The sequence below is a fragment of the Nocardiopsis listeri NBRC 13360 genome (assembly GCF_001570765.1).
Taxonomy (GTDB): Bacteria; Actinomycetota; Actinomycetes; order Streptosporangiales; family Streptosporangiaceae; genus Nocardiopsis; species Nocardiopsis listeri.
Window position 1 is genome coordinate 14,833 of sequence record NZ_BCSH01000013.1, and the last position, 21,980, is coordinate 36,812.

18 protein-coding genes are annotated in these 21,980 nt (G+C 67.7%); 9 read left to right on the forward strand and 9 right to left on the reverse strand.

Annotated features, from left to right (window positions below; translation table 11 throughout):
• Positions 1-166: 166 nt before the first annotated feature.
• The 5 genes from NLI01S_RS25070 to NLI01S_RS05285 all read left to right on the forward strand — a co-directional run bounded on the left by NLI01S_RS25070 (position 167) and on the right by NLI01S_RS05285 (position 2,701).
• Positions 167-424: a hypothetical protein gene (locus tag NLI01S_RS25070; RefSeq protein ID WP_084392326.1), complete on the forward strand. Its 258-nt coding sequence runs from the start codon at positions 167-169 to the stop codon at positions 422-424.
• 74 nt (positions 425-498) lie between these two features.
• The gene (locus NLI01S_RS26550; RefSeq protein ID WP_263363273.1) at positions 499-630 is read left to right on the forward strand and encodes a hypothetical protein; all 132 of its coding nucleotides are present in this window, start codon (positions 499-501) and stop codon (positions 628-630) included.
• Between the two features lie 92 nt (positions 631-722).
• On the forward strand, positions 723-1,250 hold the full coding sequence (locus NLI01S_RS05275) for an ATP-binding protein (RefSeq protein ID WP_067600067.1): 528 nt from the start codon (positions 723-725) through the stop codon (positions 1,248-1,250).
• Positions 1,247-1,672 carry a hypothetical protein gene (locus tag NLI01S_RS05280; protein WP_223809124.1) on the forward strand — a complete coding sequence of 142 codons (426 nt, stop codon included), beginning with the start codon at positions 1,247-1,249 and terminating at the stop codon, positions 1,670-1,672. The genes NLI01S_RS05275 and NLI01S_RS05280 overlap by 4 nt, the downstream gene beginning before the upstream one ends.
• A gap of 126 nt (positions 1,673-1,798) precedes the next feature.
• Positions 1,799-2,701, forward strand: a complete 903-nt coding sequence (locus tag NLI01S_RS05285) for a MerR family transcriptional regulator (protein ID WP_067600070.1) — start codon at positions 1,799-1,801, stop codon at positions 2,699-2,701.
• A 35-nt stretch (positions 2,702-2,736) separates the two neighbouring features.
• On the opposite strand, the gene NLI01S_RS05290 is transcribed toward NLI01S_RS05285, so the two are convergent.
• From NLI01S_RS05290 to dnaK, 6 genes are all read right to left on the reverse strand, one after another.
• The gene (locus tag NLI01S_RS05290) at positions 2,737-3,117 is read right to left on the reverse strand and encodes a hypothetical protein (RefSeq protein ID WP_157090963.1); all 381 of its coding nucleotides are present in this window, start codon (positions 3,115-3,117) and stop codon (positions 2,737-2,739) included.
• A gap of 920 nt (positions 3,118-4,037) precedes the next feature.
• Positions 4,038-6,644, reverse strand: coding sequence for an ATP-dependent chaperone ClpB (gene clpB, locus NLI01S_RS05295; RefSeq protein ID WP_067600138.1), 2,607 nt, complete (start codon positions 6,642-6,644; stop codon positions 4,038-4,040).
• A 287-nt stretch (positions 6,645-6,931) separates the two neighbouring features.
• The gene (locus NLI01S_RS05300) at positions 6,932-7,432 is read right to left on the reverse strand and encodes a heat shock protein transcriptional repressor HspR (RefSeq protein ID WP_067600076.1); all 501 of its coding nucleotides are present in this window, start codon (positions 7,430-7,432) and stop codon (positions 6,932-6,934) included.
• Complete coding sequence (dnaJ, locus tag NLI01S_RS05305; protein WP_067600079.1) at positions 7,429-8,592, reverse strand: molecular chaperone DnaJ; 1,164 nt, start codon at positions 8,590-8,592, stop codon at positions 7,429-7,431. Before dnaJ ends, NLI01S_RS05300 begins: the two co-directional genes overlap by 4 nt.
• A 127-nt stretch (positions 8,593-8,719) precedes the next feature.
• Positions 8,720-9,451: a nucleotide exchange factor GrpE gene (gene grpE / locus NLI01S_RS05310; RefSeq protein WP_067600082.1), complete on the reverse strand. Its 732-nt coding sequence runs from the start codon at positions 9,449-9,451 to the stop codon at positions 8,720-8,722.
• A 42-nt stretch (positions 9,452-9,493) separates the two neighbouring features.
• Complete coding sequence (gene dnaK / locus NLI01S_RS05315) at positions 9,494-11,347, reverse strand: molecular chaperone DnaK (RefSeq protein ID WP_067600086.1); 1,854 nt, start codon at positions 11,345-11,347, stop codon at positions 9,494-9,496.
• A 561-nt stretch (positions 11,348-11,908) separates the two neighbouring features.
• Between dnaK and NLI01S_RS05320 the strand changes: the two genes are divergently transcribed.
• From NLI01S_RS05320 to NLI01S_RS25075, 4 genes are all read left to right on the forward strand, one after another.
• Positions 11,909-14,128 carry a (Fe-S)-binding protein gene (locus NLI01S_RS05320; RefSeq protein ID WP_067600089.1) on the forward strand — a complete coding sequence of 740 codons (2,220 nt, stop codon included), beginning with the start codon at positions 11,909-11,911 and terminating at the stop codon, positions 14,126-14,128.
• Positions 14,129-14,587: 459 nt separating this feature from the next.
• The gene (locus NLI01S_RS05325; RefSeq protein ID WP_067600092.1) at positions 14,588-15,586 is read left to right on the forward strand and encodes an ABC transporter ATP-binding protein; all 999 of its coding nucleotides are present in this window, start codon (positions 14,588-14,590) and stop codon (positions 15,584-15,586) included.
• A 49-nt stretch (positions 15,587-15,635) separates the two neighbouring features.
• On the forward strand, positions 15,636-16,478 hold the full coding sequence (locus NLI01S_RS05330; protein WP_067600095.1) for an ABC transporter permease: 843 nt from the start codon (positions 15,636-15,638) through the stop codon (positions 16,476-16,478).
• A gap of 287 nt (positions 16,479-16,765) precedes the next feature.
• Positions 16,766-19,333 carry a sensor histidine kinase gene (locus tag NLI01S_RS25075; RefSeq protein WP_084392328.1) on the forward strand — a complete coding sequence of 856 codons (2,568 nt, stop codon included), beginning with the start codon at positions 16,766-16,768 and terminating at the stop codon, positions 19,331-19,333.
• A 72-nt stretch (positions 19,334-19,405) separates the two neighbouring features.
• Here the strand turns inward: NLI01S_RS25075 and NLI01S_RS05340 are convergent, their stop codons facing one another.
• The 3 genes from NLI01S_RS05340 to NLI01S_RS05350 all read right to left on the reverse strand — a co-directional run bounded on the left by NLI01S_RS05340 (position 19,406) and on the right by NLI01S_RS05350 (position 21,642).
• Complete coding sequence (locus tag NLI01S_RS05340; RefSeq protein WP_067600098.1) at positions 19,406-20,155, reverse strand: hypothetical protein; 750 nt, start codon at positions 20,153-20,155, stop codon at positions 19,406-19,408.
• A gap of 159 nt (positions 20,156-20,314) precedes the next feature.
• Complete coding sequence (locus NLI01S_RS25080) at positions 20,315-20,806, reverse strand: hypothetical protein (RefSeq protein WP_084392329.1); 492 nt, start codon at positions 20,804-20,806, stop codon at positions 20,315-20,317.
• A 272-nt stretch (positions 20,807-21,078) separates the two neighbouring features.
• Positions 21,079-21,642, reverse strand: coding sequence for a gamma carbonic anhydrase family protein (locus NLI01S_RS05350; RefSeq protein WP_223809125.1), 564 nt, complete (start codon positions 21,640-21,642; stop codon positions 21,079-21,081).
• Positions 21,643-21,980 lie beyond the last annotated feature (338 nt).

Consider the following 21,980-nt stretch of genomic DNA (forward strand, 5'->3'; position numbering starts at 1 on the left):
ATCAGACATTTAGTGCACAGCCCAACTGTAGATGGTCCTCGCTTGTTTGCTTCTCGCGTCCGATTTTAAAGTGGGCATTGAGAAAATGACTCCGATGGGTCACTATGGAGTTACCTGATCGGCCTGGCTGGGCTTCCCCCAGCACCTGAGCACCAGGAGCCGCGCTATGCCGCGTTGCCTGAACCTGTCCGAGCTGACCTACGTGCGTTACCGCGCTGCTGAACTGGTGCGTCGCCGACGTCCCCGCAAGGCCGGACGTGTGCGTGCCTACGCCTCGGCTCCCCGAACTCTGGCCGGGGTGCGATCGCCGCGCTCGCCCCGCCCACCACAGATTCCGGTTCCGCGTCGTCCGTTGGACACCGCTCCGTCGGATGTCCTCCAAGCGGTCCTAGCGGGTCTGCACCGACTGGAGGTAGGTGCTTGAGGTCCCCGATGGATCGGCCGGGGCAGGGGCACTGAGAATCCGCCGCTTCTCGAACCCCGCCCAGGTGAGGCGCGATGGACAACCGAACGACCTGTTCAGATCCCAACGGACACGACTACGTCCCGGACCAACCCCCGGTGAAGCGCGGCAACACGGCCACCGCGACCTGTCGCTACTGCAAGGACACCATCACCGCGACGCGCTGAACCCTCGGCGCCCACGAAAAAAGCTCTGGCGGGTGCACCAACACCCCCAGAGCAGGCCGACAAACACCAACTACAAGGAAAGAGTTGCCGACATGGCCATTGTGCCGCACACCCGAGCCCCGATCCACACCCCCACCCCGCCCTTCACCGGCCGCCGCTGGCCCTCCCGCGTCTACCCCGGCGACCTGGCCCAGACCGCCTGGGTCCGCTCCGACCTGGCCGCGGACCTCGCACGTCTGGCCGGACTGCCCAAGGAGACCGGCGAGGACATCGTGCTCTGCGCCGGCGAGATGTTCGCGAACGCGTGCGACCATTCGCGATCGGGACAGGACCCCGATGGCCGCGTGACCCGCACGCTGCACATGCCCACCGCCACCACCGTCCAGGTCGGGATCGTCGATGACGGCATCCGCGCCGACGCCATCGAGCCCAAGGGCCCGCAGATCCCGCACCAGCGCACCCCCGAGGATTGGGAGGAGGCCGAACGTGGCCGGGGGCTGCTGCTCATCCACCACCTGGCCGAACGCTGGGGCTCCCGCGCGATCCTGGACTTCCCCTTCTGCGACGGTCTGGGTACCGTCATCTGGGCCGAGTTCGCGCTGGGCGGTGGCCGGTCTTGACCACCATCGACTCCAGGGTGCGGTCCGTGCTGAACGCGCCCCGAGGCCACCGATTCTCTCGACCGGGTCTTCCCCGCCCTGGGCACGTCCTGCCGGAATCGGACCAGGAGCGACGGGAGCGATTGCTGCGACAGATGCGGGACAACCCCAGGGTCGCCTACATGCTCGAACACGGCGAGCTTCCGCACTGGATGATCGTGGCCCGCCAACGCCGAGAACAGGCCGAGAGGGAAGCTCGGCGGGTCAGTGCACCCATCGAGCCTTCGGTCGAACCTCCCGCCATCCGCCGGGGTCGTCATCGGGCACCACGTCGGAGGTGGGCGCTGCCCGCCCTGGTCGTCAGCGCGGCCCTCCTCCTCGGGCAGAGGGTCGTGGAAGCGATCGGTCAGGCGATCTCTCCGTCCAGCGGATTCCCGCTCTAGCCGACGAACGACAACGGTGCCCCGGCCACTCGGTGATCGGGGCGGTGTGTATGGGTTTGCACCTTCCGTAGCGGCATGTGGTCTGGTGGACTCACGTACCGGTCCCTTGAAGAAAGGTCCCTGCTCTTGTACTCGTCCTTCAGGCCACCCCGTCAGGTCAAGATCGGTGACGCGGCGGCCTTCGCCGGCACCACGCCACGGGCGATTCGCCATTACCACGAGATCGGGCTTCTCCCCGAGCCTGAGCGGGGCGGCGATGACCGCCGCCGCTACGGGTACGAGGACATGATCCGCCTGCTGTGGATTCGCAAGATGGCCGACGCCGGGATCGCCCTGGACGACATCCGTGACGCCTTGACCACCGGCACGAATTCCGCCGGTGCGGGCAGCGGAGACGTTATCGCGGGCACCCTGGAGCGGTTGGAGGAAACCCTGGCCGAGCGGGAGTCGGAATTGCGGCGGCAACGGACCGCCGTGCAGCGGATGCGCACCGAAGGCAGCCGGATGGGGCTGCTCTCCGACTTCGTCACCGACCGTCTCAAGGGCCTGCCCGAGGGTTCCCTGCGTCAGGAGGACCTGGACAGCCTGCTGGTCACCGAGCGGATCTTCGGTCCGCTCGGCGCGGCAGTGCGGGCCGGCCGCTTCATCGCCCTGGCCACGTACCCCGCTCTGCGGGAGGCTTCCGACCGTATCGATGAGGCCGAGGAGGCACTCGATGACAGCGTCGCCGTCGATGATCCACGGGTGGCTCGAGTGGCCGTAGAGTGGCACGCCTTCGAGAGCGCCCTGCACGCCGTCATCGAGGAATCCGGCCTGGAGGAGGACGAGGACGCCCTCTTCGACGCCTGGGACGCTTTGTACCCCGAGGATGGCGAGGACGAGGCCGACCTCGGCTCTAGAAGGCGGGAAGCCGGCTACATGAGCGTGTCCGAAGCCGTCGGCAAGATGCCCTACGACGTTTCCCCGGCCCAATGGCGCTGTATGGAACTGGCCATGGAACTATCCGCCCAAGACCCACCCGCTACCTAGAACACGGCCCAGGACTCCCTCACCGCGGCCACGTATCAGGTCGGCGTGTCCGCCGGCCGTGGGCCACCCGACCAGATCCAGGTGAAGGCGGGCGAAGGGCACAGCTCGGGCACCAGCTCGACCGCCTTCTTGATCGCTTCCCCACGCAGAACGTGTGCCATCTCCGTGAGCCTGGCCGATTCCATCGGAGCGGAGAAGTGGGCCCGGCGCTCGTGCTCGAGACCGAGCGTGTTCAGCGTTTTGCTGAATCGTTCCGCTGCGGCGACGATGCGGTCCTTGTCAGTGCTCTTCGGACTCGCTCGAAGTGTGAGTGTTCCGTGGTCGGTGTCGTACCAGACCCGACCCAATTCATGGTTCTTCTCCAAGAAGGACCTGAAATCGTCGAGCGCTATCACGTACTTCGTCCTGCGTGCCATGAAACGACGATAGACCGTCACAGCTCTGCGAGAGGGGTCATTTTCCATCGTGCCCGGCGTGCCTCGCGCATTCACACCCGCGCTGTCGGATGTCCGCGAGGGGTGACCGAGTCACGGCCGGATGGGCCGGGTCTTCAGCGGCCGGGTCTTCGAGCCCGAACTCGCAGGCGAGTTCGTCACGGAATCACCACCGGCTTCCTTGTGGCCCGATGATCCGTTCCGGGTGGAGGCTCTCGGATATCCCTTGTGGCGCGCCCCGCCGGAGACGTCTGGTTCGGCGGTGACCTGTTGTGGTCATCGGCTGCGGACTGTCACCGGCCAGTGGTATCCAGGTGAGATCTATCCCTACCCCTGGAGGGTTTTGTGACCGCACGTAATTTCAAGGGTCAGTTTTCCTCGTGGCCGGCCACGGCGTTCTTCATCTTCTGCGGCGTGCTGCTGCTTGCCATGATCAACGACTGACCGGGGAAAGCCCAGGATGTGCCCATTTTGCGACCGCAGGATCGGTAAGCACAAGGACGGCTCGCGTAAGAAGCACCACATCGATCAGGCGCCGTCCTGGTCCTTGGGACACAAGCTTGCGGAGTGTGAGGATTCCTCCCGCGATGGGACCGAGCCGAACCACCACACGAAGACCGTGGCCGGCCAACGACGCAACGGCAAGATGACGTGCCTGGTCCGTCGGCAGTGGGTGAAGGTCACCCGGCCTTCCCCCCGGTCAAGCACGATGACCTGCACGGCAAGGCGTGCGCGGGATGGCGCGGCAACCCGGCACGGAACAACCGGACCATTCGCGTTGGGTGGTCGCTCTTGCCCCGCCCCTACCTCACACGCGCACGAAAAGGGGCCGTGCCCACTCGGACACGGCCCCGACCGTGGTTTCGTTCGCTTTTCCAACCGGCCCGGACGGCCGGACCCGGTCAGGCCTTGGCGGGGGTCACCATCAGGCTGTCGCGTTCGGGGTCGACGTCCACGTTCACGGTGTCGCCCTCGGTGAGCTCGCCGGACAGCATCACCTTGGCGAGCGGGTCGCCGATCGACGACTGCACCAGGCGGCGCAGCGGCCGGGCACCGTAGTTCGGGTCGAACCCGGTCAACGCCAACCACTCGCGTGCGCCCTGGGAGACGTTCAACGTGAATCTGCGCTCGGCCAGGCGTCGGGCCAGCTTGTCCACCTGTAGGTCCACGATCCGGGTCAATTCCTCGGTGGACAGCGCGTCGAACATGATCACGTCGTCCAGGCGGTTGAGGAACTCCGGCTTGAACGTCGCGCGCACGACGTCCATCACACGTTCCCGGCGGGTGGCCTCCTCCAGGGACTGGTCCACCAGGAACTGCGACCCCAGGTTCGAGGTGAGGATCAAGATGGTGTTGCGGAAGTCCACCTGGCGACCCTGGCCGTCGGTCAGTCGGCCGTCGTCCAGCACCTGCAACAGGGTGTCGAACACCTCCAGGTGGGCCTTTTCCACCTCGTCCAGCAGCACCACGGTGTACGGACGCCGCCGCACCGCCTCGGTCAGCTGACCGCCCTCCTCGTAACCCACGTAGCCGGGAGGAGCGCCCACCAGGCGCGACACCGAGTGCTTCTCGGAGTACTCGCTCATGTCGATGCGCACGATCGCGCGCTCGTCGTCGAACAGGAACTCCGCCAGCGCCTTGGCCAGCTCGGTCTTGCCGACACCGGTCGGGCCCAGGAACAGGAACGAACCGGTGGGCCGGTCGGGGTCGGAGATCCCCGCGCGAGCACGGCGCACCGCGTCCGACACGGCGGCCACGGCGTCCTTCTGCCCGATCAGCCGCTGCCCCAGCTCCTCCTCCATGCGCAGCAGCTTGGAGGTCTCGCCCTCCATCAGCCGGCCCACGGGGATCCCGGTCCAAGCCGACACCACGTCGGCGACCTCGTCGGCGCCCACCTCGTCCTTGACCATGGAGTCGCCGTCGTCGTCGGCGGTGTCCGCGGCCCTCTCCTCGGCCTTGGACGCTTCCTCGACCTGCTTCTCCAGCTGCGGGATGTCCCCGTACATCAGCCGGGAGGCCTCCTCGAAGCGGCCCTCGCGCTCGGCCACCTCGGCCTTGGTGCGCATCTCGTCCAGCCGGCCCTTGAGCTCACCGACCCGGTTCAGCCCGGCCTTCTCCTGCTCCCAACGGGCCACCAGACCGTTGAGCCGCTCCTGCTTGTCGGCCAGGTCCGCGCGCAACCGCTCCAGTCGCTGCCGACTCGCGGCGTCCGATTCCTTGTCGAGCGCCATCTCCTCCATCTTGAGGCGGTCGACGGTGCGGCGCAGTTCGTCGATCACCACCGGGCTGGAGTCGATCTCCATGCGCAACCGGGACGACGCTTCGTCGATGAGGTCGATGGCCTTGTCCGGCAGGAAGCGCGCGGTGATGTAGCGGTCCGACAGGGTGGCCGCGGCGACCAGTGCGGAGTCGGAGATCTGCACCTTGTGGTGCGCCTCGTACCGTCCCTTGAGGCCGCGCAGGATCGCGATGGTGTCGGTGGCCGAGGGCTCGCCGACGAACACCTGCTGGAAGCGACGCTCCAGGGCGGGGTCCTTCTCGATCTTCTCCCGGTACTCGTCCAGGGTGGTGGCGCCGACCATGCGCAGCTCGCCCCGGGCCAACATGGGCTTGAGCATGTTGCCGGCGTCCATGGCGCCCTCGGCGGCGCCCGCGCCCACCATGGTGTGCAGCTCGTCGATGAACGTGATGACCTGGCCCTCGGACTCCTTGATCTCCGTGAGCACCGCCTTGAGCCGTTCCTCGAACTCGCCCCGGTACTTGGCGCCCGCCACCATCGCGGACAGGTCCAGGCTGATCAGGCGCTTGCCGAGCAGGGACTGCGGAACGTCGCCCGCCACGATGCGCTGGGCCAGACCCTCGACGACGGCCGTCTTGCCCACGCCGGGTTCACCGATGAGCACCGGGTTGTTCTTGGTGCGACGGCTGAGCACCTGGATGACCCGACGGATCTCGCCGTCGCGACCGATGACCGGATCGACCTTGCCCTCGCGGGCCCGCTCGGTCAGGTCGACACCGAACTTCTCCAGGGACTGGTAGGTGTCCTCGGGGTTCTCCGAGGTGACCCGACCGGTGCCGCGGACCCGCTCGAAGGCCTCCAGGAGGCCCTCCGGGGTCGCCCCGGCGTCCTTGAGTAGTCGGGACGCCTCGCCGCCGTCGGCGGCCAACCCCACCAACAGGTGCTCGGTGGAAACGAACTCGTCCTCCATCTGCTGGGCCCGCTGCGCGGCCGTGTTGATGGAGACGATGAGCTGCCGTGAGGAACTGGGGGAGCCGACCGTCGAACCCGCCACCTTGGGCAGGGCGCCGATGGCCGAATCGACCTTGTCCTTGAGCCGCTCCGGGTCGACCCCGACCTCCTTGAGCAGCGGCCGAGTGATGCCCTCCGCCTGCTCCAACAGGGCGTTCAACAGGTGCAGGGGCTCGGTCTGGGGGCTGCCGTCGGCGGTGGCCTGACGGATGGCGGCGGCCAGAGCCTCCTGGCTCTTCTGGGTGAGTTTGTAGTTCATGATCCGTGACTCCATCCTCATGAAGCGTCACTAGGTCCTGTTTGGTGAACCACGGGGGTTGCCCGTTCGGGCGCCGTCAGGGTTCTGGAGGTGCTGGCGGTGGGATAGCACGTTTTTCCGCTATCACACCAAAGGTGCCGAAGGTTCCTGACTTCCAGGCGCCCGAACACGGGCCGAAGCGCTAGCGGAGGCCCAAAACAAACACCGCCTAAGGGTGATGTCGCATGGCCGACCACACCGCGCCGTAGGCGTGGAGCCCGTGCGGTCCGAACCCGAGGGCTCGGCCCCTACTTCTGGTCGGGACCGCTCGTGTCGCGGGGGCCACCGTCGCCCCCGAGCCCGCCGCCCCGCTCGGGGCGCTCTTCCGGGTCGGCCGTGTTGAAGATCGTCACGCGGGTGCGGCGCACCAGCTCCCCACGTGGGGACCCGCCCTCGGGGTGGGCCGGACGGCCGCGCCGGGACACCGCCCGGCGCGCCGCCTCGAGTTCGTTGGCCAGGTGGAACACCTGTTCGCGCAGCTGTTCGACCTCGTCCTCCAGCTCCAGGATCCGTTTGATCCCGGCGAGGTTGATGCCCTCCTCCTGCGACAGCCGCTGCACCACGCGCAACGTCTGCACGTCACGCATGGAGTAGCGACGGCCCCGCCCGGAAGTGCGTCCGGGCGACACGAGCCCCAGCCGGTCGTACTGCCGCAGCGTCTGCGGATGCATACCCGCCAACTCCGCTGCCACGGAGATGACGTAGACCGGGGCGTCGACTCCGAACGAAGGATCGTTCACGACATTCACGCGCCCTTCGCCCGCGCTTCGAGTCCGTCACGCGGGTCGTAGTCCGACGTCGCCGCGCGGAACTTCTCCAACGCCTCGCGAGCGTCGTCGTTGAGTGTCTGCGGCACCTTGACCTCGAAGGTGACCAGCATGTCGCCGATGGTGCCGTCCTTGCGGGTGGCGCCCTTGCCGCGAACCCGCAGCGTGCGCCCGTTCTGGGTGCCCGGCGGCACCTTCACCGTCACCGGGAAACCGCCCAGGGTCGGAACCCGGACGTCGGCGCCCAGCGCGGCCTCGGGAAAGGACACCGGGACCGTGATGGTGATGTTGTCGCCGCTCTTACCGAACACCGGGTGATCCTTCACATGGACGACGACGTACAGGTCACCGGCGGGGCCGCCGTTCTCGCCGGGCGCCCCCTTGCCCTTGAGCCGGATCCGCTGCCCGTCGGACACACCGCCGGGGATGCGGGTCTGGATGCTGCGCGTGCTCTTGCCGCGCCCGCTGCCGGAGCAGGTGGGGCAGGGGTCGTCGACCACCAGGCCGCGTCCCTTGCACTCGCTGCACGGCTCGGACAGAGAGAAGCCGCCCAGGTTGGTGTTCTCGTGCCCGGTGCCGGAGCACTTCGGGCACATTCGAGGGGCCGTGCCGGCGCGCGCGCCCGTGCCCTTACAGGTGGGACACGCCGCGTCGCTGGTCAGCTGGAACGAACGGGTCGCCCCGTCCGCGGCCTCTCGGAAGTTCAGTGTCGTTTCGGTCTCGATGTCGGAACCACGCCGGCTGCGGGTCGCCTGACCCCCACGTCCGCGGTTGCCGAACAGGCCACCGAACAGGTCGCTCAGCCGTTCGCCGCCGGGGGCGCCACCACCGCCACCGCCCTGACCGAAGATGTCGCTCATGTCGAACCCACCCGGGCCGGTGCCACCACCGGGCCGGTACGAACCACCGAACATCGAACGCGCCTCGTCGTACTCCTTGCGGCGCTTCTCGTCCGACAGGACGTTGTACGCCTCGGAGATCTCCTTGAAGCGGTCCTCCGCCTTCGGGTCGTCACGGTTGGCGTCGGGGTGGTTCTCCCGAGCCAGCTTGCGGTAGGACGAGCGGATCTCGTCCTTGGTGGCGGTCTTTGAGACTCCGAGGACCTTGTAGTAGTCCTTCTCCAGGTAGTCCTTGGTGCTCATCGACTGGTGCCTTCTCCCCGCTGGTGCCGGTTGCGTCCGATGTTTCCACGTGGGTCCCGGCCGTGTGGGGCCGGGGTCGACCTGTGGCCGTGACCGACGATCCCACGCCGGTCACGGCCACAGTCCGTTACTTCTCTTCCTCGCCCTTCTCGGCGGAGGCGTCTCCGGTGTCCTCTTCCGAGGCCTGCGGAGTGTCACCGGTGGGCTCTCCCACGACCACGCGGGCCGGGCGCAGAACCCTCTCACCGATCCGGTACCCCGGTTGGAACACCTCGATCACCGACTGGACGGAGATGTTCGGAACCGGGACGAGGGTGAGCGCTTCGTGCACGTTCGGGTCGAACTCGTCACCCTGCTCGCCGTACTTCTCCAGGCCCAGCTTGGTCGCCGTCGCCTCCAGGGACTCGGCCACCGCCTTGAACCCGCCGGTGAGCTCCTCGTGTTCCCGGGCGCGACCGATGTCGTCCAGGATCGGCAGCAGTTCGCCGATGACCTGGGCGGTGGCGACCTCACGGACGGCCACACGGTCACGCTCGACACGCTTGCGGTAGTTGGAGTACTCCGCCTGCACCCGCTTGATGTCGTTGGTGAGCTCGACGACCCGCTCGTCGGCGTTGATGGCCTCGCTCACCACCGATTCGGGGGTGTCCGGGACCTCGGGGACGTCCTCGACCTCGGCCTCGACGACCTCGGGTTCCTCGGCGTCGTCCGCCTCGGACTCCTTGGTCTCCTCGACCTTGGGCTCGCGGACCTCGCCGGTCTCGGGGTCGATCCTGCGGTTGTCGCGGATCACCGGACCCTGGGTCTCGTCACCGTCACCGTCACCGGAGTCGGGGCTGTTCTTATCCGACAGCGCCATGTCCGACGTTCCCTCCTTCCTCGACTCTTACCGGACCACGCCTCAGGACTGGGTGCCCTTGCCGTTGTCCTCGTCGACGATCTCGGCGTCCACGACGTCGGCGTCGTCGGCGGCGGCACCGTCCGCGCTCGCGCCGTCGGCCGGGGCGTCCTCACCCTGCTGGCCCTGGCTGTAGATGGCCGAGCCGATCTTCTGGCTGGCCAGGGCGACCTTCTCACTGGCGGTGCGGATGGCCTCGGTGTCGGTGCCCTCCAGAGCGGTCTTCAGCTCGGAGACGGCCGCCTCGGTCTCGGAACGCACGTCCGCCGGGATCTTGTCCTCGTTGTCCGTGATGACCTTCTCGGTCTGGTAGACGAGGGACTCGGCGTTGTTGCGGACCTCGGCCTCTTCGCGACGCTTGCGGTCGTCCTCGGCGTACTGCTCGGCCTCGCGGACCATCTTGTCGATGTCGTCCTTGGACATCGCCGAACCACCGGAGATGGTGACCGACTGCTCCTTGCCGGTGCCCAGGTCCTTCGCGGTGACGTTCACGATGCCGTTGGCGTCGATGTCGAAGGCGACCTCGATCTGCGGGACGCCGCGCGGCGCCGGGGGCAGACCGGTCAGGTCGAAGACGCCCAGCTTCTTGTTGTACTGAGCGATGTCGCGCTCACCCTGGTACACCTGGATCTGCACGGACGGCTGGTTGTCGTCGGCCGTCGTGAAGATCTCGGAGCGCTTGGTCGGGATGGTGGTGTTGCGCTCGATGAGCTTGGTGAACACGCCGCCCTTGGTCTCGATGCCCAGCGACAGCGGGGTGACGTCCAGCAGCAGGACGTCCTTGACCTCGCCCTTGAGCACACCGGCCTGGAGCGCGGCACCGATGGCCACGACCTCGTCCGGGTTGACGCCCTTGTTCGGCTCCTTGCCGCCGGTCATCTCCTTGACCTGCTCGGCGATGACGGGCATACGGGTGGAGCCACCGACCAGCACGATGTGGTGGATCTGGTCCAGGGCGATCCCGGCGTCCTTGATGACCTGCTGGAACGGCACCTTGGTGCGCTCGACGAGGTCGGCGGTCAGACGCTGGAACTCGGCGCGGGTGAGCTTCTCGTCCAGGTGCAGCGGGCCCTCGGCCGAAGCCGTGATGTAGGGCAGGTTGATCTGCGTCTCGCTGGAGCTGGAGAGCTCGATCTTGGCCTTCTCGGCGGCCTCGCGCAGACGCTGCAGCGCCATCTTGTCCTTGGCCAGGTCGACGCCGTTGGAGTTCTTGAACTTCTCCACCAGCCAGTCGACGACCTTCTGGTCCCAGTCGTCACCACCGAGGTGGTTGTCGCCGTTGGTCGCCTTGACCTCCACGACGCCGTCACCGACCTCCAGGAGGGAGACGTCGAAGGTGCCGCCACCGAGGTCGTAGACGAGGATCGTGGCCTCGTCCTCCTTCTCCAGGTGGTAGGCGAGAGCGGCCGAGGTCGGCTCGTTGATGATGCGCAGGACGTTGAGGCCCGCGATCGTGCCGGCCTCCTTGGTGGCCTGACGCTGGGAGTCGCTGAAGTAGGCCGGGACGGTGATGACCGCGTCGGTCACGTCCTCGCCCAGGTACGCCTCGGCGTCACGCTTGAGCTTTTGCAGGATGAAGGCGCTGATCTGCTGCGGGTTGAAGGTCTTGTCGTCGATCTGCACCGACCAGTCGGTGCCGATGTGACGCTTCACCGAGCGGATCGTCCGGTCGACGTTGGTGACGGCCTGGCGCTTGGCCACCTCGCCGACGAGCACCTCACCGTTCTTGGCGAACGCCACGACCGAAGGGGTGGTGCGGGAGCCCTCGGCGTTGGTGATGACCGTCGGCTCGCCACCCTCCAGGACCGCGACACACGAGTTCGTCGTACCGAGGTCGATTCCGACCGCACGTGCCATGGTTGCTTCCTCCGTCAAAGTTGAGTCGTTCAGGCGTAAGTTTGCTTCGTCAGGTCGGGGCTGTCAAGTCACTTGAGTCAGAGTGGCTCAACCTGGTTCCTACGACCTGACAACGGCCGGCCGGTCGATGATGTTCCCGACCTGGGGAATTTTCGATGGGTCGGCGGCCGAACTCCGGGATGACTCGGGGAGATCCTCGATTCGAGAATCCGGGAGACCAGGGGACGACTCAGGGGGACCGGTGGACCCACCGATGCCCGGGTGTGCCCGATCGGTCCGGTCGTCCGCTTACATAGGGGGCGTGGTGTGTTCGAAGGGGTGGGAGCGGCCGGCGTGATTCCGTCGTGGCCGAGGCCGGCTACGGTGGGCCCGCGCGCGAGTGCGGTTCCGCGATCGAACGGCGCGCCACGAGAGAACACGTCCGCGAGGACGTGGTGGCGGGTCTCGGGCCAGGATGGCCCGGGGTGGTGGCGACCTTGCTATTACTCGCTAGTAACATAAGTTGGGACCACCGGTGTGTGGCGCACCGGATGACGAACGCAGGATGGGAGGCCACGGACGATGCACCCGCTGTACTTGACACTGGGCATCATCACCTCGGTCTTCGCCGTGGTCGCGATGGCCCTGTTCGGGTTCGGTCTGTACAAGATCGTGCGAACAGTGGGCGTCGGCAGAGCGGTGGAGCCCGAGCGCAAGGGGCCGTTTGGACAACGGCTCACCATGACGCTCATCGAGATCGTCGGACACACCCGGATGCTCAAGCGTCCCTGGATCGGTGTGGCCCACTGGTTCGTGATGGTGTCCTTCCCCCTGCTGGTCCTCACGGTCATCGAGGCACAGGGTGAAGTCTTCGACCCGCACTTCAAACTGCCGATCATCCACGACTGGGCCATCTACGGTCTGGCGATCGAGTTCATCGCGGGTGCCAGCCTCATCGGCATCATCGGTCTGATCGCCTACCGGCTGTTGAACGGCCCCCACCGCAAGGGCCGTGACTCCCGGTTCTTCAACTCCAGGACCTGGACCGCCTACTACGTCGAGGCGTACATCCTCGGTCTGCTGTTGGCGATCTTCGCGATTCGCGGGTTCAAGGTGGCCATCGGTGACTTCGGCTTTCCCGTGTGGGCCACCCCGATCTCGCACGCGGTCGGCGCGATCCTGCCCGGCGACGCCGCGATCGCCGAGCCCGGGATCGCCCTGGTCGCCGCGTTCAAGCTGATCATCAGCTACGCGTTCTTCATGGTGCTGTACTTCAACCTCACCATGGGCATCGGCTGGCACCGCTTCATCGCGCCGGTCAACATCTTCTTCAAGCGCAACGCCGACGGCAGCCCGACCCTGGGCCCCGCCAAGCAGATGATGGACAAGTCCGGCACCAAGCCCCTCGACTTCGAGGAGGCCGACCCGGACGAGGACCCGTTCGGCGCCGGCAAGCTGGAGGACTTCACCTGGAAGGGCCTGCTGGACTTCAGCAGCTGCACCGAGTGCGGTCGCTGCCAGTCCCAGTGCCCGGCCTGGAACACCGGCAAGCCGCTGTCGCCCAAGAAGGTCATCCTCGACCTGCAGGCGCACACCTACGAGAAGGCCCCATACCTGCTCCAGGGCATCACCGAGGAGACCCTCGCCGAGGCCCCGGACAACAGCCACGCGGGCGTCGACGTCCTCGCACTCCTCAACAAGCCGCTGGTCGGCACCGAGGAGGAGGGTGGCGTCATCCACCCCGACGAGCTCTGGGCCTGCACCAACTGTGGTGCCTGCGTCGAGCAGTGCCCCGTCGACATCGAGCACATCGACCACATCCTGGACATGCGTCGCTACCAGGTCATGGTCGAGTCCAACTTCCCGTCCGAGGCCAACACCCTCCTCAAGAACCTTGAGAACAAGGGCAACCCGTGGGGCATGGCCGAGGACCGGCGCATGGACTGGATCGAGGAGTTGGCCGGTCAGGAGAACCCGGTCGAGGTCCAGGTCGTCGAGGACAAGCTGCCCGAGGGCACCGAGTACCTGTTCTGGGTCGGTTGCGCCGGTGCCCTGGAGGACCGCGCCAAGAAGACCACGAAGGCCATCGCCGAGTTGTTGGACATCGCGGACGTCAAGTTCGCCGTCCTGGGCGGTATGGAGGCCTGCACCGGTGATCCGGCACGGCGCCTGGGCATGGAGTACGTCTTCCAGATGCTGGCCCAGCAGAACGTCGAGACGCTCAACGACGCCGGTGTCACGAAGATCGTGGCCAGCTGCCCGCACTGCTTCAACACCCTGGCCAAGGAGTACCCGCAGCTCGGGGGCACCTACGAGGTCATCCACCACAGTCAGTTGCTGGCCCGGCTCGTGGACGAGGGTCGTCTGACCCCGGTGAGCTCCATCGACGAGAACATCACCTACCACGACCCGTGCTTCCTGGGCCGCCACAACAAGGTGTACACGCCGCCGCGCGACATCATGGCCCAGGTGCCCGGCGTCAAGACGCAGGAGATGCACCGGCACAAGGAGCGGGGCTTCTGCTGTGGCGCCGGTGGCGCCCGCATGTGGATGGAGGAGCGGATCGGCAAGCGCATCAACACCGAGCGGGTGGACGAGGCGCTGACCACCAACCCCGACACCGTCTCCACCGCGTGCCCGTTCTGCCAGGTCATGCTCGGCGACGCCATCAACGAGAAGAAGTCCGCCGGTGAGGCCAAGGAGACGCTGGAGGTCGTCGACGTCTCCCAGCTGCTGCTCCGTTCGGTCAAGGGCGACGACCCCGCGGCCGGCGGAGAGGAGAAGGAGACCGCCGACGCCTAGCGTCCGATCTCGCTGAGAATCCGCGCGCGAATGGGCGGGACATCCACGGGTGTCCCGCCCTTTCCGTTTCTTCGAAAGAGCAGTAGATCCCAGAGGACGTTTTTTCCTGAGAAGAAATTTCCCATTCGTTGTCGGGTGGGATCGATTCGACGGAGAATGGCGAATTCCGCCGACAGGCCGAGGGCGTCTCGTGTAGAAAGTTGGTGACCGCAGGTACGGCCCCGCCCGACGTGAGTGTGAGGGGACGGGCGTGGACCGCACCGCGGCCGCGACCGCGCTCGCACGTGAGGTGACGAAGGGGCACGTGCGAGCGCGGCGCACCACCGCACATGTGGAAGTGACGAGCGTGGACACGACGGCGCATGACATATGTCAGTGGCCCACCCGGGAGAATCCTCGCGCCGTCGTGTGACAGCGGTGTCTGGTACCCGTGACGCCGGATCCGACAGGCTATGACGTATGACGGCGACAGCGAACACCACCAAGGACACCAGTGCCCCCCACACCAGTGCGGAACCGGCGGTGGTCGTCCGAGACCTGAGGCAGAAGTACGGCGATTTCGAAGCGGTCAAGGGTGTCTCCTTCGAGATCCGGCCCGGTGAGCTCTTCGCGCTCCTGGGCACCAACGGTGCCGGTAAGACCACCACCATCGAGACCCTCGAAGGGTTCCGCCGCCCCAGCTCCGGCACCGCCCGGGTCTTCGGGCAGGACCCCTACGGTCAGCCCGTCGGGGTACGCGAGCGCACCAACGCGGTGCTCCAGGGCAGCGGCCTGATGGAGGACCTCAGCGTCGACGAGACCCTCGCCCTCGCCGCCGACCTCGCCGCCGACCCGCGCGGAACCGACGAGGTGCTCACGCTGATCGGTCTCACCGACAAGCGCGGGCTGCGGGTCCGTCAGCTCTCCGGTGGCCAAAAGCGCCGACTCGACCTCGGCCTGGCCCTGCTCACCCGGCCCGAGGTGCTCTACCTCGACGAACCCAGCACCGGAATGGACCCCGAGGCGAGGCACGAGACCTGGCGGATCATCGGCGACCTCAAGCGGGACGGCGTCGCGATCCTGCTCACCACGCACTACCTGGAAGAGGCCGAGAAGCTCGCCGACCGGCTCGCCATCATGCACCGTGGCGAGATCCGGGTGGAGGGAACGCTCGGCGAGGTCCTCGCCGGATGGGGCGACCGGGTGAGCTTCCTGTTGCCGAGCGACGTGCGCACCGCCGACCTGCCCGAACTGGAGGGTGCAGAGGTCGAGGTGCAGACCCGAGAACAGCGGCTGTGGGCGACCTACACGATCCGCGGCGGCGACGTCGCCGACCGGGCACACCACACCGTCGCCGCCCTCATGGCCTGGGCGGGCGAGCGCGGTGGAACCCTACAACACCTGCAGGTGCGCGGCGCCTCCCTGGAGGACGTCTTCCTCCAGGTCGCGGACGGCGCGGCGGACCTGGTCGGCGAGTAGCGGCCGGACCTTCGGACCACCCACCCCACAGACTTCTGGAGCAACCATCATGACCACCACAGCCACCGAGGGCACCGAACGCCGCAAGAAGGGGCCGGGCGCGCTGCGACAGACCCTGCGCCTGGGCCGCACCGAGTTCACGCTCTTCGTCCGGTACAAGACCGCGTTGATGTACCTGATCATGCCGGTGATCCTGCTGCTTCCGGTCCTCAACCAGGAGAGCGTTCCGATCCTGGGTGAGTACACCACCACGGAGGCGGCGCTGGTCGGCACCATCGGTGCCATCGCCCTGTTCATCGGCCTGGGGCACCCCTCCAACGTCTTCACCGCCCGACGTGAGGCCTTGGTCCTCAAGCGGCTCCGGGTGAGCGGGGTCCCGGCGGTGGCGATCTTCGGCGGCGTGTTCCTCGTGGTCCTGCTGTTCACCCTGTTGATCGCGGCGCTCATCATCGGCGGGTCCATCGCCCTCGGCGGTCCCCTGCCCTCCGACCCGGTGATGCTGGTGTTCTCCGTGGTGCTGGGATGCCTCGCGATGACCCTGCTGGGTCTGCTGATCACCCGTTTCGTGAGCAACGCCGAATCCGCGCAGATGCTCTCGATGGTGCCGATGATGGCCTTGCTGTTCCTCGGCGGCAGCTTCATCCCGCTGGATGTCCTGCCCGACGGCCTGCGCCAGGTGGCGATGCTGCTGCCGGTCGCCCCGACCGTGGAGATGGCCCAGGCCGGCTACTTCGGCTACGACGTCTTCGGCGGTCTTGAGGGCGCCGAACCGGTGGGGCTCATCGGCCTGTGGGCCGGCGCGCTGCCCAACATCGGCGTCATGCTCGTCTGGATCGTGGTCCTGGCGCTGCTGGTCCACCGCTACTTCGTCTGGGACCCCCGCCGTCCCTGAGGGAGACGGACGGGACGAACGCGCCGGGAGGACCCAGGACGGGGCCCTATCCTTCAGGGCCTCCGCTTCGCTTCGACGTGTTCGGGCGCCCCGAAAGGTCAGGAACCTTCGGCACCTTTGGTGTGATGGCGAAAAGCGTGCCATCCCACCGCCGGTACCTCCCCGGGTTTCCAGGGAACGGGGCCTGACGGCGCCCGAACGGTAACCCCTTGTGGACCAGGAAACAGGGCCCGAGCCTGTGGACAACCGTTCTGAGGGGTCGGCGCGTTTTAACGTGAGGTGGACGGATGACGGTGGGGAAGGCGGGGCGGGTGGCGCTACAGCTCGGAGAGGACACGGAGCCGACCGAGGTCTTCGAATCGTCGGACGGCGGTCTCTACACCCGCAGGCAGCGCCGCCTCCGCTGGGTCGTGCTGATCTTCATGTCCGCCCTGGGACTGCTCTTCCTGGTCTGGCCCTCCTACGAACTGCTCTTCCGACTCGATCCCGCCGGAAGACGCATCGAGTACTGGATGGTGGAGGGACAACGGCAGTGGCCGACCCTGGTCGCCCTGGGGTTGGGAGTGATCGGCTCGGCCTTCGGTTGTCGGATGACGTGGGAACGGGTGAACGGTCGCGCCGTCGCCGATCCCCGTCTGTACTGGGGGACCCTGGTCGTGGTCGCCCTGATGTGCGTCTTCCTCCGGATCCCCTTCTACGTCTTCTCCACGTGCGCGGGTACCTGGTGCCTGCTGGTCTTCATGGGCCCGTGGCGGCGGTCCCTCTGGATCAGCCCGCTCCTGGTGGTCCTGCCTTGGATCCGGCTCCTGATCGACCCGATCGGCCACTCGCCCCTCCTGCTCGGGATGGACTTCGTCCTCGCGGTCCTCTTCATGTTGATCCTCTGGTCCGGTTGTGTGGCCACCTTCTGGATGTGGGACGCGACCCGTGAGGCTGTCGAGGGCTCCCAGACCCGTGCCCGGCTGGCGGTGAGCGAGGAGCGCCTCCGTTTCACCGAGGACATCCGGGACCTTCTGGGCACGGAGTTGAGCACGCTCGCGGTGAGCGCCGACCACGCGGGTCGGGTCCTGCGCACCGACCCGCAGGAGGCACGGTCGAGGATCGACCGGGTGCACGAGGCGGCACGAGGAACGCTGCAACGAGTACGATCCGTGGTCCGCGGCTACCGTGACCTGGACCTGGAGACCGAGGTGGGTTCGGTCCGGGCGGTCCTGGAGCAGAATCGGACCGTCACGACGGTCACCGGCCTGAGCGGGTTGGAATTGCCACGCGAGACCGCCGGTCTGGCCGCGTGGGTGGTGCGCGAGGGCGGCACGAACGTTTTGCGGCACAGCGAGGCCCGCCGGTGCCGGATCGAGTTCTCCGTGGTGGAGGCGGCCGAAGACGTTCCGAGCAGCCTGGTCATCGAGCTGGCCAACGACGGCGTCGAGGTCGGTGAGGCCGAGGACACGGGCTCGGTCAGCGGTCTGTCGGGGTTGGCCGAACGCGTCGAGCGTGTCGGCGGCACACTGACGGCGACCGGTACGGCCGACGGTGGTTTTCGGCTGCGCACGGTCGTCCCGCTCTCCGATGCCTCGCTCCAGAGCGCGCACCGGAATCCGGTGCGAGCGGTCACCGAGCGGGTCACCGCGCGAGCGGACGTCGTGGTGCCCTCCGGAAAAGTCCAGGGGGAGACGAGCGGCGGGAAGGACCGGTGGGCCGACCGCCGTTTCCGGATCACCCGCACGATCAACTTCGTCATGCTCGGGGGAAGCTGCCTGTTCACGGCCTTGTTCCCCCTCCTCGACCTGGTCTTCAGCGCGTCAGGGCAGAGCCCGATGTGGCGGTCCGCGCTCGGGGTGGTGCTCTGCGCACCCAACATCGTCCTGCTCATCCTGTTGCTGCGCGAGCGCCTGGACGGCGACCGGTCCCCCTCCCCAAGGCTCTACTGGACCTCTCTGGCGCTGTTGGCGGCGACGGCCGTCCTGCTCGCCTCACCGGTGACGAGCCTGTTCACGATCGCCATCTGGTGGTCGATCGGCGCCCTCCTGACGCACGGACGCACCACCCTCGTCGTCAGTGTGGCCCTGCTGCTCTCTCCACTGGTGCTGCTGCCGACCTATGCCGTGCCCATCACCGACCTCCCCCTTTACCTCCTGGTCTGGGTCGGTGCGGTCCTGGCCGCCTTGGTGATGGTCGGCACGACCTTGCTCACCATCTGGCTCTGGGACGCCAGTCGTGAGGCGGTCATCGGCCAGCGGGCCCGTGCCCGGCTCGCGGTGACCGAGGAACGGCTCCGTTTCGCCCGGGACATGCACGACCTGCTCGGGCACAGCCTGTCCGCTCTGGCGGTCAAGGCCCAGTTGGCGAGCCGTCTGGTGGATCGCGCTCCGGATCGCGCCGCCGTCGAACTGGCGGAGGTCCAGGACCTGGCTCGCAAGGCGCTGGGTCAGGTGCGATCGGCGGTGAGCGGCCGCCGGGAGGCCGACCTGACCGACGAGGTCGCCTCGGTCTCCTCGATCCTGGGGACAGGAGGGACCCGGACCACGGTCACCGGGTTGGAAGGGCTCCGGCTCCCGGAGCGGGTCGAGGCGACGGCCGCGTGGGTGGTGCGGGAGGGAGGCACCAACGTGCTGCGACACAGCGACGCCGAGGAATGCCAGATCACCTTCACCCTGGCCCGCGGGGAGGCCGGGGAGAGCGACACCCTGGTGTTGGAGATGCACAACGACCACGCCCGGGAACGGGTGAGGGACGAGAACGGCGGCAACGGGCTGACCGGGCTCGCCGAACGTGTCTCCGCGAACGGGGGGACGGTCTCCGGATCCCGCACCAGGGACGGCGGTTTCCTGCTCCGCGCGGTCCTGCCTCTCTGACCCGACGCGTGGGCCCCTGCCCCGCGACACCCTGGACCGGGGCGTCGCGGAGCATCCGGGGGGTCGGTTCCGTCAGAGGGTGACCACGGAGTCGAAGGCGGCGTCGATACCGCCGGTGACCTCTTCGCCTCCACCGGTGTTCAGGCCGAGCATGAACGCGCCCTGGTCGCCGCCGAGCTCCATGACCAGGAATCTTCCATAGGTGTCCGCACCGTCGCCCGAATCGCTGCCCATGGTCACCCCGAACGCGGGAACGCCGTCCACCTCGGTGCCGCCGTCCGGTTCGATCCACAGGTCGCCCTCCTCGGCGACCAGTTGTCCGACCATGTCCGTGGCCATGTCCACGGAGGTGAGCGCGAGGGGTTCGAGGGGGCCGAGCTCCTCGGTGCCGGTCACGATGATCGCTTCCGGGTCCTGCGGCGAACCATGGACCGAGTAGGTGTCGTACTCCGGTGGCACCTGGTCGTCACCGAGCCGCTGCCAACCCTCACCGGGGAGTTGGAAGGCCAACCCCGAGTTCGGGTCGGAGACGGTGCCGGCGGCGGTCTCGGCCGGCGCCTGGTCGGTTTCGTGCTCCCCGCCCTCGCCGGAGACCTCCGAAGCGGAGGCGTCACCGGAGTCGGCGCCGGGGCCGGCCGAGGAGTCGTCGCGGGACAGGAACCAGCCGACGCCCGCCGCCGTGATCAGGAGGAAGAGGACCGTCACCACGGCGGCGATGGTGAAGGTGACCTTGCGCGCCTCGTCCGGCTCTTCGGAGTCGTCGGCGTCGCGGAGGTCGAGGCGCCGACGGGTCTCGGGGGTGGGTCTTTCGGGTTCGCGCATCCATGCTCCTGCGGGGGTGGCCGGCCGTGACCGGGGTGACCGAGGGGTCAGAAGGGTCACTACCCGGAGGCGGGGCCATTGGAGCGGACCGGGGGTGGCCGGATCGGGCCGTTCCGGTCGGGAACCCGACGATCGTGCGAGGAGGGGCGCCGCCGGCGGTCAGATGTACCAGGGAGCGAGCCTGCGCAGCAGGGGGCCCTGGGGTGCGCGGTGGGTGTGGAAGTCCCCGAGGGCCTGGAGCGGGGCCCATGGAGTGGACGGTCCCAGCGGGATCGGCCCGTGACCGGTACCGGTGAGGGACGCGTTCCGTTTCGGGTCCGCGGGCGCACGCTCCGTGCGTGGATCGGGAGGGCGGGGCGCCGGAGCGATGTCGACACCGTGCGGGGACGTTCCTTCGGGTGGCGTCGGCTCCGGAGGACAAGGAGCCGGCTCTTCCCGTCCAGACCCGGGGCATGGTGGCCCACCGGACGGCGAAGTTACCCCGTGGTCGCCCTCGGGGTGTTCCGCGATCCCCAATGCGCGGTCGATCTCATCGAGACTCAGGCTCTGGTCGGTTTCGGCGACCGCTATCAGGACCTCGGCGTACAGCTCGATCTCGGCGAGGGCGACATGGTCGTGAAGGCGGTCGCGCAGCCCGGTGGCGTGGTTCATGGGTGCTCACCTCCGAGGGACGACGGTGTCGCTGGGCGGGACGGAGACGCCCACACCCTCGGTGTTCGGGCGGGCGCGACGCAGTCCGCTCCGACAGGGGGCGAGCACTTTCCAGGCTAGGTCCGAGAGTGCTCCTCGCGCATGACTCGGGTGGGCCACCCATCCGCCCACCCGAGTTAGTCACACAGTGCCCGTTCCCTTCGGGGGAGGCGCGTCGAGGTCCCGGTGGCCTCCATCCGGAGGGACCATGGGAGAGGCCGTCGACCACGCCTTCAGTACCAGGTGACGTCCTGGTGCTGTACGGCGTAGGCCGCGTACGCGGTCGGCGTGTATTCCAGCACCAGGCGGTCGTCGTCGTTGAGTTCGCGGACCACCTTGCCGGGAACACCCGCCCACAGCGTGTTCGGTGGGACGACCTTGCCGGGTGCCACCAGGGAACCGGCGGCCACGAGCGCGCCCTTGCCGACCCGCGCACCGCCGAGCACGATCGCGCCGATGCCGATGAGCGCACCCTCCTCGACGATCGCGCCGTGCACCATCGCCTTGTGGCCCAGGCTCACGTCGTCGTGGAGGATCGCGGGCTGTCCGGGGTCGGAGTGCAGCCCGCACTGGTCCTGGATGTTGACCTTCTCACCCACCACGATGTCCTCGGTGTCGGCGCGGAGGACGGACCCGTACCAGACACTGCTCTGGGCGCCCAGGCGGACGCGGCCGACCACGACCGCTCCCGGGGCGATCCAGGCGGTGGGATCGATCTCCGGCTCGCCGAAGGGGGCGCCACCGATGAGCGGGTCCTGGCCCCGGACCACGCCGCCGTCGTCCATCGCGCTGCCCATGTTCCACGTCCTTCTTTCCGAGGTCGGTTCCCTTGGGGCCGAATGTGGAGGAAGTTGACCGCTCGGCCCCCGTGCGGGGATGATCGCGCATACCTTAGTAAGTAGGTGACCAGGGTCCGCACGGCGAAGTACCCGTCAGAGATCTTGACGCGGCGGCGCGGACCGTGTCCACCTTGGTCGTTTGGACGGTGTCCACGGCGTTACGCTCCGCTCTCGGCCGGTGCCCCTCATCGAGCCGAGCCGGTGCATGAAACAGGCACTTGAGGGCAGAACTCGCACAGGGGGACGCCTTGGGTGTTCTTGAGACAGATGGGGCAACTTCACCATCAGCGACGTGC

Coding starts and splice junctions, on each gene's coding strand:
- NLI01S_RS25080 (WP_084392329.1), bottom strand. CDS start 20,806: ATGAACCACGCCACCGGGCTGCGCGACCGCCTTCACGACCATGTCGCC.
- NLI01S_RS26550 (WP_263363273.1), top strand. CDS start 499: ATGGACAACCGAACGACCTGTTCAGATCCCAACGGACACGACTACGTC.
- NLI01S_RS05330 (WP_067600095.1), top strand. CDS start 15,636: ATGACCACCACAGCCACCGAGGGCACCGAACGCCGCAAGAAGGGGCCG.
- NLI01S_RS25070 (WP_084392326.1), top strand. CDS start 167: ATGCCGCGTTGCCTGAACCTGTCCGAGCTGACCTACGTGCGTTACCGC.
- NLI01S_RS05320 (WP_067600089.1), top strand. CDS start 11,909: ATGCACCCGCTGTACTTGACACTGGGCATCATCACCTCGGTCTTCGCC.
- NLI01S_RS05275 (WP_067600067.1), top strand. CDS start 723: ATGGCCATTGTGCCGCACACCCGAGCCCCGATCCACACCCCCACCCCG.
- NLI01S_RS05350 (WP_223809125.1), bottom strand. CDS start 21,642: ATGGGCAGCGCGATGGACGACGGCGGCGTGGTCCGGGGCCAGGACCCG.
- clpB (WP_067600138.1), bottom strand. CDS start 6,644: ATGAACTACAAACTCACCCAGAAGAGCCAGGAGGCTCTGGCCGCCGCC.
- NLI01S_RS25075 (WP_084392328.1), top strand. CDS start 16,766: ATGACGGTGGGGAAGGCGGGGCGGGTGGCGCTACAGCTCGGAGAGGAC.
- NLI01S_RS05325 (WP_067600092.1), top strand. CDS start 14,588: ATGACGGCGACAGCGAACACCACCAAGGACACCAGTGCCCCCCACACC.
- NLI01S_RS05340 (WP_067600098.1), bottom strand. CDS start 20,155: ATGCGCGAACCCGAAAGACCCACCCCCGAGACCCGTCGGCGCCTCGAC.
- dnaK (WP_067600086.1), bottom strand. CDS start 11,347: ATGGCACGTGCGGTCGGAATCGACCTCGGTACGACGAACTCGTGTGTC.
- NLI01S_RS05290 (WP_157090963.1), bottom strand. CDS start 3,117: ATGGCACGCAGGACGAAGTACGTGATAGCGCTCGACGATTTCAGGTCC.
- grpE (WP_067600082.1), bottom strand. CDS start 9,451: ATGGCGCTGTCGGATAAGAACAGCCCCGACTCCGGTGACGGTGACGGT.
- dnaJ (WP_067600079.1), bottom strand. CDS start 8,592: ATGAGCACCAAGGACTACCTGGAGAAGGACTACTACAAGGTCCTCGGA.